Source organism: Arthrobacter sp. YD2 (genome assembly GCF_030410475.1).
In the GTDB taxonomy this organism is placed as follows: domain Bacteria; phylum Actinomycetota; class Actinomycetes; order Actinomycetales; family Micrococcaceae; genus Arthrobacter_B; species Arthrobacter_B zhangbolii.
On the sequence record NZ_JAUHHB010000001.1, the window covers coordinates 247,925 to 260,381 of the forward strand.

12 protein-coding genes are annotated in these 12,457 nt (G+C 64.5%); 11 read left to right on the forward strand and 1 reads right to left on the reverse strand.

Annotation, left to right across the window (positions count from 1 at the left end):
- Window positions 1-3: 3 nt before the first annotated feature.
- The 10 genes from QWJ37_RS01265 (at window position 4) to QWJ37_RS01310 (ending at window position 9,071) form a co-directional block, all read left to right on the forward strand.
- Window positions 4-993, forward strand: coding sequence for an ATP-binding cassette domain-containing protein (locus tag QWJ37_RS01265; protein ID WP_227903088.1), 990 nt, complete (start codon window positions 4-6; stop codon window positions 991-993).
- A gap of 115 nt (window positions 994-1,108) precedes the next feature.
- Window positions 1,109-2,062, forward strand: a complete 954-nt coding sequence (locus QWJ37_RS01270; RefSeq protein ID WP_227903087.1) for an ATP-binding cassette domain-containing protein — start codon at window positions 1,109-1,111, stop codon at window positions 2,060-2,062.
- A 4-nt stretch (window positions 2,063-2,066) separates the two neighbouring features.
- Window positions 2,067-2,942 carry an ABC transporter permease subunit gene (locus QWJ37_RS01275; protein WP_290243483.1) on the forward strand — a complete coding sequence of 292 codons (876 nt, stop codon included), beginning with the start codon at window positions 2,067-2,069 and terminating at the stop codon, window positions 2,940-2,942.
- A 157-nt stretch (window positions 2,943-3,099) separates the two neighbouring features.
- Window positions 3,100-4,380 carry a M18 family aminopeptidase gene (locus QWJ37_RS01280; protein WP_290243484.1) on the forward strand — a complete coding sequence of 427 codons (1,281 nt, stop codon included), beginning with the start codon at window positions 3,100-3,102 and terminating at the stop codon, window positions 4,378-4,380.
- A gap of 201 nt (window positions 4,381-4,581) precedes the next feature.
- Window positions 4,582-4,932 (forward strand): 30S ribosomal protein S6, encoded by a 351-nt coding sequence (rpsF, locus tag QWJ37_RS01285; RefSeq protein WP_227903084.1) that lies wholly within the window; start codon window positions 4,582-4,584, stop codon window positions 4,930-4,932.
- A 36-nt stretch (window positions 4,933-4,968) separates the two neighbouring features.
- Window positions 4,969-5,529, forward strand: a complete 561-nt coding sequence (locus QWJ37_RS01290; RefSeq protein WP_227903083.1) for a single-stranded DNA-binding protein — start codon at window positions 4,969-4,971, stop codon at window positions 5,527-5,529.
- Window positions 5,530-5,678: 149 nt separating this feature from the next.
- Entirely contained in the window at window positions 5,679-5,918 is a 240-nt protein-coding gene (rpsR, locus tag QWJ37_RS01295; RefSeq protein ID WP_007269381.1) for a 30S ribosomal protein S18, read from the forward strand.
- An 18-nt stretch (window positions 5,919-5,936) separates the two neighbouring features.
- Window positions 5,937-6,386: a 50S ribosomal protein L9 gene (gene rplI, locus QWJ37_RS01300; RefSeq protein WP_227903082.1), complete on the forward strand. Its 450-nt coding sequence runs from the start codon at window positions 5,937-5,939 to the stop codon at window positions 6,384-6,386.
- A gap of 608 nt (window positions 6,387-6,994) precedes the next feature.
- Window positions 6,995-8,377 carry a replicative DNA helicase gene (gene dnaB / locus QWJ37_RS01305; protein WP_227903081.1) on the forward strand — a complete coding sequence of 461 codons (1,383 nt, stop codon included), beginning with the start codon at window positions 6,995-6,997 and terminating at the stop codon, window positions 8,375-8,377.
- Window positions 8,378-8,429: 52 nt separating this feature from the next.
- Complete coding sequence (locus QWJ37_RS01310) at window positions 8,430-9,071, forward strand: hypothetical protein (protein ID WP_290243489.1); 642 nt, start codon at window positions 8,430-8,432, stop codon at window positions 9,069-9,071.
- Window positions 9,072-9,185: 114 nt separating this feature from the next.
- On the opposite strand, the gene QWJ37_RS01315 is transcribed toward QWJ37_RS01310, so the two are convergent.
- Window positions 9,186-11,189, reverse strand: coding sequence for an APC family permease (locus QWJ37_RS01315; RefSeq protein WP_227903079.1), 2,004 nt, complete (start codon window positions 11,187-11,189; stop codon window positions 9,186-9,188).
- 201 nt (window positions 11,190-11,390) lie between these two features.
- Between QWJ37_RS01315 and QWJ37_RS01320 the strand changes: the two genes are divergently transcribed.
- On the forward strand, window positions 11,391-12,431 hold the full coding sequence (locus tag QWJ37_RS01320; protein WP_227903078.1) for a LacI family DNA-binding transcriptional regulator: 1,041 nt from the start codon (window positions 11,391-11,393) through the stop codon (window positions 12,429-12,431).
- Window positions 12,432-12,457 lie beyond the last annotated feature (26 nt).

Here is a 12,457-nt window from a genome sequence, read left to right on the forward strand (position 1 = left end):
ACCATGATTGAGGCAGCAGATCTCGCGAAGCGGTTCGGTGAGAAGACCGCCGTCGACGGCGTCACGTTCACGGTCCAGCCGGGGAAGGTCACCGGATTCCTCGGCCCCAACGGTGCCGGGAAGTCCACCACCATGCGCATGATCGTGGGGCTGGACCACCCCACCGCCGGCGCGGTGACCGTCAACGGCCGTCCCTACGCCAGCCACAAGGCACCCCTGCATGAAGTCGGCGCACTGCTGGAAGCCCGGGCGGTGCACCCCAAACGCACGGCGTACAACCATTTGCGGGCCATGGCGGCCACCCACGGCATATCGAACCGGCGGATCAACGAGGTTATCGACATCGCCGGCCTGGGGCCGGTGGCACGCAGGCGCGTAGGAAGCTTCTCCATGGGCATGGGGCAGCGGCTGGGCATCGCAGTGGCGCTGCTGGGGGATCCCCAGACCCTGATCTTCGACGAACCGGTCAACGGCCTGGACCCGGAAGGCGTGCTGTGGGTCCGGCACCTGGTCCGCGGCCTGGCCGCCGAGGGCCGCACCGTGTTCATCTCCTCGCACCTGATGAGCGAAATGGCAGTGACCGCTGACCACCTGATTGTGATCGGGCGGGGCCGGATCCTGGCGGACGCACCCATTCAGGAGGTGATCGGCGGCGGCCGGATACGCACACTGGTCCGCACCGACGACGCCGACGCCCTGGCGGCCGCACTCGGTTCCGCGGACGTGGAGGTCCGCCGGACCGCGCCGGGCCTGCTGGACGTCCTGGGCCTGCCGCCGCGGGCCATTGCCGAGACCGCCCTCGCCCGCAGGATCCTGGTCACCGAACTCACCCCGCAGCAGGAATCCCTGGAGGACGCCTACATGGAACTGACCCGGGGAGAAGTGGAATACGAGTCACAACGCCCCGGCCGGGACGCGGAACCCGCCCGATCCCCGCGGCGGGCGGCCGCCAATGCCCCCGATGACTCAGGGGAAACCCCGAGTCATCCCTAAGGGGGACTACTGATTTAGCCTGAATCATCCCTTGGAACGGTCCGGGACCCGCCGTGCTGGCCTAGTCTGGAGACAGCCCCCAGAACCTGCTTTCCGTTCCTACGTGAGGATCACCATGATCGAGGCACACGGCCTCTCGAAACGCTATGGCGCCAAATCCGCCGTCGACAATGTTTCCTTTACTGTCCAGCCGGGTAAAGTTACCGGCTTCCTGGGCCCGAACGGCGCAGGTAAGTCGACCACCATGCGGATGATTGTCGGCCTGGACCGGCCCACCTCCGGCAAGGTGCTGGTCAACGGCCAGCCGTATGCCCGGCATAAGGCACCGCTGCGCGAGGTGGGGGCCCTGCTGGACGCCAAGGCCGTGCATACCAAGCGCAGTGCCTACAACCACCTCCGTGCGATGGCGGCCACCCACGGTATTTCGGCCAAGCGGGTCAACGAGGTTATTGAGCTGACCGGTCTTGGTCCCGTAGCGAAAAAGCGGGTGGGCGGTTTCTCCCTCGGCATGGGCCAGCGCCTCGGCATCGCCGTGGCACTGCTGGGCGATCCGCATACCGTCATCCTGGATGAACCCGTCAACGGCCTGGACCCCGAGGGTGTCCTCTGGGTCCGCCACCTGGCCCGGGGCCTGGCCTCGGAGGGCCGCACCGTGTTCCTCTCCTCGCACCTCATGAGCGAAATGGCACAGACGGCCGATCACCTGATCGTCATCGGCCGCGGCAGGATCATTGCCGATGCCCCGATCACTGAGATCATCGCCGGCCAGGACAAGATCCGGACGCTGGTGCGCACGGACAACCCGCGCGATCTCCTTCTGGCACTGGACGCGCCCGGCGTTGCCGGCGTCGAGAAGGAAGGCGGCCTGCTGGAAATCACCGGTGCGGATCCGCGCAGTATCGCCGAAACGGCGCTGGAACGGCGGATCCTGGTGTACGAACTGACACCCCAGCAGGTGTCACTGGAGGACGCCTACATGGAACTGACACGAGACGACGTCGAATACCGGTCCCAGGACCTGGTGCAGGAACCTGTTCCTGCGGGAACCGCCTCCGGGAAGGGGAACTAGCAGCGTGAGTACCGCAACAACATCCAAAAACCACCGCGCCCCCGCTCCGGCCGGCACCGGCGTCAACTTCATGCGCGTCCTGAAGTCCGAATGGATCAAGGTCAACACGGTGCCCTCCACCGTCATCCTGCTGGCCATCACCGTAGTCGTGATGGTCGGGCTGGCAGCCCTCGCCGCCTGGCAGGTGGTGGTTGTGCTGGACATGATCAAGGGAGCAAGCACCCCCGAAGAGGCCATGACCTTCGGCGACCCGCAGATATACCAGGATCTTATCCCGGAAATCCCGGCCAGCGGCCTGTTCTTCGGCCAGCTGCTGATCGCTTCGCTGGCGGTAGTGCTGATTGCCTCGGAATGGGGCACCGGCATGATCCGCTCCACCTTCAGCGCCGTCCCGAAGCGGATTCCTGCGCTGCTGGCCAAGAACCTTGTCATCGCCGTCATCTCCTTCGTCATCGGCGCCGGCGCCGCGTTCATTTCCTATCTCGTAGCCCAGCCGATCCTGAACAGCGGTGACCTCAGCCTGTCGCTGGATGACCAGGGTGTCCTTGCCAGCATCCTGAACACCGGCACCTGCCTGGCACTGATTGCCGTGTTCTCCATGGCGATCGGTACGCTGCTGCGGAACACGGCAGGGGGAGTGGTGACCGCCATTGGCATCATCTTCGTGCTGCCCCTGGTGGTCAGCATTGTCGAGGGCATCGCCGACTGGATCCCCGACGCAGCCCGCTTCCTGCCGAGCAACGCCGGCACCCAGCTGGTAACCGCCGGGACCGTCGCCGACGGAGCACTCACCCAGCTCGAGGGCGGACTGGTGCTCGCAGCCTGGGCGCTGGTGCTGCTCATCATCTCCCTGGTCGTCACCAAGCGCCGCGACGTCTAGCCAAAAACTTCGGTGAGGGCGGTGGCGGAAGAACGGCCGCCGGCGTCTTCACCGGACATCTCCTCCACAATCCCCGGCAGCACCGCTGCCGGGGATTTTTGTGTCTACAGCCGGACGCCGGTTACGCCTGTCCGGACTCCTCTGATTGAATCGGAGCATGTCTGACGCATTGGCCCACGTAAAAGATCTCGGCGCGTTTGTCAGCGCCTCGCCCTCCAGCTTCCATGCCGTCCGGGAAAGCGCCCGCCGCCTTGCCGGGGCAGGTTTCTCCGAAGTCGCTGAAACGGAGGATTTCCCGCGGACAGCCGGCAAATACTTCGTGGTCCGCGACGGTGCGTTCATTGCGTGGGTGGCTCCCGAGGACGCCGGTCCCACCACCGGGTTCTCCATCTTCGGTACGCACACTGATTCGCCCACCTTCAAGCTCAAGCCCCGCCCCACCACCGGCCGCGACGGCTGGCTGCAGGCCGGCGTCGAAGTCTACGGCGGTCCGTTGCTGAACTCCTGGCTGGACCGTGAGCTCCAGCTGGCCGGCCGCATAGTGACCCTCGACGGCACGGAACACCTGGTGGAAACCGGTCCGCTGCTGCGTTTCCCGCAGCTGGCCATCCACCTGGACCGGGCCGTCAATGACGGCCTGAAACTGGACAAGCAGCAGCACATGAACCCCGTCTGGGGACAGGGGGACCCGTCCACCGCGGACCTGATGGAATTCCTGGCTGCCAAAGCCGGCCTGGCCGCGGAAGAGATCGGCGGCTACGACATTGTGGTCGCAGATACCCAGGAGGCGCAGGTCTTCGGCGCCGAGGGTGAGTTCTTCGCTTCCGGCAGGCTGGACAACCTCTCCTCGGTCCACGCCGGCGTAGCCGCCCTGATCGCCGCGGACGTTGCGCCCGGAGCACCCGTCGCCGTGCTGGCAGCCTTCGACCATGAAGAGGTAGGCAGCGGCAGCCGGTCCGGAGCCGCCGGACCATTCCTGGAAGACATTTTGCTGCGCATCGGCGACGGACTCGGCGCAACCACGGCGGAACGGGCCCGCGCCCTGGCCGCGTCCTTCTGCATCTCCGCCGACGTCGGGCACGCCGTCCACCCCAACTACGCCGAGCGGCACGACCCCGCCAACCACCCGGTACTCAACGGCGGCCCGCTGCTGAAGATCAATGCCAACCAGCGCTACACCACGGACGCCCCGGGAACCGCGAAGTGGGCACGCCTCTGCGCAGCGGCCGGTGTGCCCTACCAGGAGTTCGTCTCACATAACTCGGTGCCCTGCGGATCCACCATCGGCCCGCTCACCGCCACCCGGCTCGGCATCCGGACCATCGACGTCGGAATGCCCGTCCTGTCCATGCACTCGGCACGCGAAATGGCCGGCGTTCAGGACCCCCTGCGGCTGGCAACTGTCGCGGAACTGTTCTTCGCTGCCGGAGCTTCGTAGGGCAGTGCCCCGCCCGGCCGACACCGGCGTGGCATTTCCGCCTGCGGAAATCGGATAGGATAGGAAAGTCTGTGCTGTCGGCTTCGGCCGGCAGATTCCCCTTCGCTGCGGATCAGCCGCATGCGATGGGGAGACAACGCAAAAGAACCTCCTGTTACGGAAATACCGTGACCGTACAGCCCAAAGGAGGTGGGTTCACAAATGCGTGCTTATGAACTGATGGTAATCATCGACCCCGAGGTCGAAGAGCGTACCGTCGAGCCTTCGCTCGATAAGTTCCTCAATGTCGTCCGCAACGATGGTGGAACCATCGACAAGGTAGACATCTGGGGCCGTCGTCGCCTGGCCTACGAAATCCAGAAGAAGTCTGAAGGCATCTACGCGGTGGTTAACTTCACCGGTACGCCTGCAGCAGCAGCCGAGCTTGATCGCCAGCTGAGCCTGAACGAGACCATCATGCGCACCAAGATCATCCGCCCGGAAGAGCAGAAGATCTCGAAGAAGGATGCCAAGAAGGCCGCAAAGGACGCTGCAAAGGTTTCCGCAGAGTAATTTTCGGACAACCCGTACAGATATCAGGAGGCTTTCATGGCAGGCGAGACAACAATCACCGTCGTCGGTAACCTAACCAACGACCCGGAACTGCGGTTCACTCCGTCCGGTTCGGCAGTGGCGAACTTCACCATTGCTTCGACCCCGCGGACCTTCGACCGTCAGTCCAACGAGTGGAAGGACGGCGAAACGCTGTTCCTCCGCGCGTCTGTCTGGCGTGAAGCTGCTGAAAACGTCGCCGAGTCCCTCACCAAGGGAACCCGCGTAGTTTGCCAGGGCCGCCTGAAGTCGCGTTCGTACGAAACCAAAGAAGGCGAAAAGCGCACCGTAATGGAGCTTGAGGTCGACGAAATCGGCCCCTCGCTGCGTTATGCCTCTGCCAAGGTCACCCGCACCCAGCGCTCCGGCGGTGGCGGCGGATTCGGCGGCAACAGCGGCGGCGGTGGCGGCTTCGGCGGCAACTCCAACTCCGGTTGGGGCGGCGGCCAGCAGCAGCAGACGCAGTCCGCACCCGCTGACGATCCCTGGGGCGCCCCTGCGGGCGGCAACTCCGGCGGATGGGGCAACGGTCCGGATTCGAACGATCCGCCCTTCTAAACCTCTTCACCCGAAGAGCGGCTTCCCCTTCCGGGTGGCAGCGGCCCTTCACCCGGCGCCCTTGGGCGCCACCCTCAGACGGCAACCGCCGTCGAGCCCATCCCGTGGAAATGTATCCACGGGCTCCACCAGACATAAGGAGCTCCACGATGGCTAAGGCTGAACTTCGCAAGCCCAAACCAAAGTCCAATCCCTTGAAGGCCGCTGACATCACTGTCATCGACTACAAGGACGTAGCATTGCTGCGCAAGTTCATTTCCGACCGCGGAAAGATCCGCGCTCGTCGCGTAACTGGCGTTTCCGTGCAGGAACAGCGCAAGATCGCCCAGGCAATCAAGAATGCCCGCGAAGTTGCTCTCCTGCCGTACTCCGGCGCTGGCCGCGGCTAAAGGAAAGGAACCTAACTCATGGCAAAGCTCATTCTGACCCACGAAGTAACCGGTCTCGGCGCTGCCGGCGACGTCATCGAGGTTAAGGACGGTTACGCACGTAACTACCTCCTGCCCCGCGGCTTCGCTCTGACCTGGACCAAGGGTGGCGAGAAGCAGGTTGAATCCATCAAGGCTGCCCGCGCTGCCCGTGAGCACGCTTCCCTGGAAGATGCTCAGAAGCAGGCTGCAGCTCTCTCCGCCAAGCCGGTCAAGCTGACCGTCAAGGCCGGCGAGTCCGGACGCCTCTTCGGTACCGTCAAGCCCGCCGACGTTGCTGCTGCTGTCGAAGCTGCCGGTCTCGGCGCCATCGACAAGCGCAAGGTTGAACTGCCGACTCACATCAAGTCGGTTGGTTCCTTCCAGGCCAACGTGCGCCTGCACGACGACGTCGCAGCTGTCATCGACCTTCAGGTCGTTGCCGGCTAGCGTCTGACGCAGACGGATAAAACACCCCCCGGTCCTTGGACCGGGGGGTGTTTTTTATTGTCAGGACGGCGTGCCGGCGCCATCGGCCGGATGCTTTCACCCGGCCCAACAGAGCACAGATTAGAGGCAGGCAGCAGCGGATGTGCGTTGTCCACAGCTGAATACCTCCGTCTTGTGGATATCCAGCGCACCAAATGTGGATAGTGCAGCCCCTTATGCCTGTTTTTCCGAGCTGTCAACACGCGGCCGCTCACCGGGCGCGCCGGAAAAATAGTCTGTTTACACAGGTGTGGACAAGCATTTGTCCTAGTCAGAGCCATCTTTGGGTCAAAACTAATTATTTATCCACACCCTTATGCCCAGCCTGTGCACAAGACACGCCGCGTTATGCACAAACTATCCACAGGAGCTGTGGATAACTCGTTTGTCGAGCCGGTGCGGGTGGGCATAACGTTGCGGTGAATCCCTTCATCAGACGCATGCCCGCCGAATCCGGATCAATCAGTACAGCAGGCTCCCAACGGATGTCAGAGCCGGCTGATAGAGATAATCCAATGCTCCGGCAGGGCAGGGATCTAACGTCTTACGCAGGAACGGAAAGGGTCACAGTGTCGCTCACGCATACGGACTCCAAGGCATCATCATCAAGTCCGGATTTCGCGAGGACACCGCCCCAGGACCTGGTTGCCGAACAGTCGGTGCTTGGCGGCATGATGCTGTCCAAGGATGCCATCGCCGACTGTGTCGAGGTGCTCCGGGGCATCGACTTCTACCGTCCGGCCCACGAGGCCATCTACGAAGCCATCATTGACCTTTACGGCCGCGGTGAGCCGGCGGACGCCGTCACTGTATCGGATGAGCTCACCAAGCGCGGGGAAATCAGCCGCATTGGCGGACCGGCCTACCTGCACACGCTCATCCAGTCGGTTCCAACCGCAGCCAACGCCGGGTTCTACGCCGAGATTGTGCGCGAACGTGCCGTGCTGCGCAGGCTCGTGGATGCGGGCACCAAGATTGTCCAGCTGGGCTACTCCAATGACGGCATGGAAGTTGATGACATCGTCAACGCCGCCCAGGCGGAAGTCTACGCAGTGGCCGAACGCCGCACCGCTGAGGACTATGTCCCGCTGAAGGACATCATCGAAGGCACCGTGGACGAGATTGAGTCCGCCGGGCACCGCGGGGAGGGCATGACCGGGGTTCCCACCGGCTTCTATGAACTCGATGAGCTCACCCAGGGCCTGCACCCGGGCCAGATGATCGTCATCGCGGCCCGCCCCGCCGTTGGTAAATCCACCTTCGCGCTGGACTTCGCCCGTTCCGCGGCCATCAAGAACAACATGACCACGGTGTTCTTCTCGCTGGAAATGGGCCGAAACGAGATTGCCATGCGTCTGTTGTCTGCCGAGGCCACCATTGGCCTGCAGGATCTGCGCAAGGGCACCATCAAGGATGAGCAGTGGGGCAAGATTGCCACCACCATGGGCCGCATGAACGACGCGCCCCTGTTCATTGATGACAGCCCCAACATGTCACTGATGGAAATCCGCGCCAAGTGCCGGCGCCTGAAGCAGCGCCATGACCTCAAACTCGTGGTGCTGGACTACCTGCAGCTGATGTCCTCAGGCAAGCGCGTGGAATCCCGCCAGCAGGAAGTCTCCGAGTTCTCCCGTGCGCTGAAGCTCCTGGCCAAGGAACTCGAAGTCCCGGTCATCGCGCTGTCGCAGCTGAACCGCGGCTCCGAGCAGCGCACTGACAAAAAGCCGATGGTCTCGGACCTCCGTGAATCCGGCTCCATTGAGCAGGACGCCGACATGGTCATCCTGCTGCACCGCGAGGATATCTATGACAAGGAATCCCCGCGTGCCGGCGAGGCCGATGTGATTGTTGCCAAGCACCGTAACGGTCCCACGAAAACCATCGTTGTTGGTTTCCAGGGCCATTACTCCCGATTCTCGAATATGGCAGTGGAAGGCGGAAGCGGGTTCTAACCCCGGTTCCGCAGTTCCAGCCGCCTTCCCCCACAGCCCCAGGAGATCAGCCGTGCCCAAATCCAAGCCCCGCAAGAAGGCCGTCAGCAAGAAAAAGCAGGCCCGCCGGGCCGAGCACGAAGTCAATGCCATGCTTCGCGGGGAAACCGTGTACTTCAGCGACGAGGCAGAGGCGCTGCTGACCGCCCGCGGCTGGATCAGCGAACGGGACCAGCCCGGCGGCCCGGACCAGGGCGATGCCTGGTACTGGATGCCCTCGCAGCTGCCGGCCTACCTGGAGGAAGGGGAACCGGTCCCCACCTCCGTCTACCCGTCCTCCGAGACAACCTTCGTGGCGCAGCTTGCCACCCCGGATGGCTCCGTGCCGCCGGATGCCCAGACCGAGTACGCGACCCTGGCCGAGCTTGAAGCGGACCTGGAACGGCTCGAGGCCTTCCGGGTGCCCGAGGGCGCCTGGACGGTCCTGAACGGCGGCCCCTCCCAGGAGGAGACGCCGGCGGACCTGATCGATTCGGTCACGGAAGAATGGGAGCTCATTGCCGAGCTCATCCACTTCCCCTACGCAGAAGAAGGCCCGCGTTCCTTCGCTGCCGTGGAGCAGGCGGTACAGGACGGCAGGCTGACGGAATACGCCTACCGTTCCGTGCTGGCGGGCCGGAATACCGCCGGACCCGCAGGCACTGCCCTGGACTAACCACGGACGGCCCCAAAGTAGCCCTGGTCTCAAATAGCCCCGGCTGACCGCGGCGCCCGGCTGACCGCGGCGCCCGGCTGACCGCGGCGCCCGGCTAGCTCCGGCCGGCCCCGGCTAACCCCGGTTGCCGGGGCCCGCGCCGGGACCGCCGGCAGGCTCCCCTTGGGCGTCATGGCTGGAGGCGAGCTGCCACGGCACACTGGCGACCATGATCGAGGGTTCGAAGTGCAGCCGCGCTTTGATCCGCAGGGCGGTCTGGTTGTGCAACAGCTGCTCCCACCAGCGGCCCACCACATATTCAGGGATGTACACCACGAACAGCTCCCGCGGCGCGTTGCGGCGGGCCTCGCGCAGATACGCCAGCACGGGGGAGATGGTCTCTCGGTAGGGGGAGGACAGCACGGTCAGCGGCACGGGAATCTGCAGGCGGTCCCATTCAGCCATGGTCCGCCGGGTCTCTTCCGGATCAATATCCACGGTGATGGCATTCAGGCTGGACGGGCGCGAGGCGCGGGCATAGGCAATGGCCCGCAGTGCCGGCTTGTGGATCTGGGAAATCAGGATCACGGCGTTCACCCGGGACGGCAGGGCCAGTCCGTGCTCATCCTCCCGGAGCGTGAGTTCCCGGGCCACGGTGTCATAGTGGACGCGGATGCTGTACATGATCGCGTAGAGGACCGCCATGGCGAGCAGGGCAATCCACGCACCGTGGGTGAACTTGGTGATGATGACAATCAGCAGCACCAGGGCCGTCATCCCGAAACCGAGGGCATTGATGGCCCGCGAACGCTGCATCCGGCGTCGAACGTCCTTGTCCCGTTCCGTGCGCAGTTTCCCCGTCCAGTGCCGGATCATGCCCAGCTGGCTGGCGGTGAAGGAGACGAAAACTCCCACAATGTAGAGCTGGATCAGCCGGGTCACATCCGCGTCGAAGGCGACAATCAGCACCAGGGCGCCCAGTCCCAGGGAGATGATGCCGTTGCTGAACGCGAGGCGGTCCCCGCGGGTGCGCATCTGGCGGGGGAGATAGCCGTCCCTGGCCAGGATGGAGCCGAGGACCGGGAAACCGTTGAAAGCGGTATTGGAGGCGAACACCAGGATCAGCCCGGTGGCTGCCACCACAATGTAGAAGGGGATGCTGCCGCCCCCGAAAATGGTCTCCGCCAGCTGGCTGATCACCGGGTGCTGCACATACCCCTCGCCCACCGGTTCACCGTTGAGGGTGAGCTGTGTGGCCGGGTCCTGTGCCACATGAACCTTGGTGAGGTTGGCCATGGCCAGGATTCCCGCCAGCATGGCCGTGGCAATCACGCCCAGCAGCAGCAGTGTTGTGGCTGCATTGGTGCTCTTGGGTTTGCGGAAGGTGGGGACCCCGTTGCTGATGGCCTCCACCCCGGTCAGCGCTGCCGCGCCGGAGGAGAAGGCACGCAGCAGCAGGAAGGCACCGGCCAGGCCCACCAGGCCGCTGTCGAGTCCGGCCTCCGGCACGAGGTCAAGGGCCGCGGATGGCGCCTGTTCGAGGTTTCCGGAGAAGAACTGGACGGCACCCGTGACGCACATGCCCAGCACTGAGGCCATGAAGATGTAGGCCGGCAGCGCGAACACGGACCCTGCCTCCCGGATGCCGCGGAGGTTGATCAGTACCAGCAGGGCAACGCCGATCACCGCAATGGTTGCCTGGTTGCCGTGCAGGGCGGGAACCGCGGTAACCAGATAGGCCGCCGCCGAGGACATGGACACGGCCACGGTGAGCACATAGTCCACCAGTAGCGCGGAAGCGACGGTCAGGCCGGCGGACTTTCCAAGATTGGCGCTTGCAATTTCGTAGTCGCCGCCGCCGGACGGGTACGCGTGCACGTTCTGCCGGTAGGAGGCCACCACGGTGAGCAGGACCACCATTACCGCCAGTCCCACCCACGGTGAGACCGTTACGGCGGTGACGCCGGCGAGGGCCAGGGTCAGCAGAATTTCATCGGGTGCATAGGCAGCCGATGAAAGAGCGTCCGAGGCAAAAACAGGAAGCGCAATCCGTTTGGGAAGAAGGGTGTGCGCGAGGCGCTCGTTCCCGTACGGACGCCCGACCAAAATGCGCTTGAACGCATTGAAGAATGTGAGCACGAGGTCCAACGTTAGACCCGCGCTGCGGGCACTGTCCAGAAGTTCCCGCGCGGGCGCCCGCGGGCTCCGCCGGGGCGGAACGGGCGCCCCGGTTTCCAAGCGGATGATCCGTGGATCCGGCGGCGTGCCGGGGTGCGCCGGAGAACGCGGTCCTGCAGCGTTGGATGCCGCCCGGGCCGCCGGTGCAGTACGGTTCTGACTATGACCAATGAGGGCAGGACGGATTCCCTATCCCCTCGGCGTGCCTCCAATATCCGGGACGTGGCAGCAGCTGCCGGAGTCTCCTATCAGACCGTTTCACGGGTGATCAACGGACACCCGAGCCTGCGGGACTCGACGCGGCAACGGGTGCTGGAGGCGATGGAGCAGCTCCAGTTCCGGCCAAACCGTGCTGCGCGTGCCCTGGTCACCAGGGAATCACGCATTATCGGCGCACTGGTGGCTTCCGGGGCGGAGTACGGGCCCACGGCCACCCTGCAGGCGGTCCAGAATGCGGCGAATGAGGCCGGGTACGTGGTGGACGCCGTGCACATCGACAACGCAGACCGTTCCTCCATTGAGGAAGCGCTGGACCGGCTGATGAGCCATGCCGTCGAAGGGCTGGTGCTGCTTGCCCCGCAGTCCAGGACACTGGAAGTGATTGAACAGCTCTCCATCCGGATTCCGTTTGTCACCGTGCATTCGCTGCACAGCGAGGACCACCGTATGTCAGTGGACCAGCTCGCGGGGGCGCGGCTGGCCACCCGCGCTCTGCTGGAACTGGGGCACCGGAAGGTGGTCCATGTTCCCGGGCCGGAAGGATGGGTGGAAACCGAAGCCCGCCGCCAGGGGTACCTGGAGGAGATGACGGCATGGGGCCTCGCGCCCGCAGTTGTTTCGGCAGGGGAGTGGACCGCGGAGTCGGGGTACCGGGTAGGCGCCGAACTGCGCAATGGCCTGCAGTTCAGTGCGGTGTTCTCCGGGAATGACCACATTGCCCTGGGTCTGGTGCATGCCTTCGCTGAGGCCGGACTGCGGGTCCCCGAAGATGTGAGCGTGGTTGGTTTTGATGATGTGCCCGAGGCAGCGCACTTCCTTCCTCCGCTGACCACCGTCCGGCAGGACTTCCCCGAACTGGGCCGGCGCTGCGTTGCCGTCCTGCTGGGCGAGCTGCAGGGCCGGGATCCGGTAAAGACCGGTGATGTGGCGCCGAAGCTGGTGCGCCGCGGTTCCACTGCGGCGCCGCCGGCCTCTTTTGCCTAACTGCGGGCGTTACCAAACCGTTACCA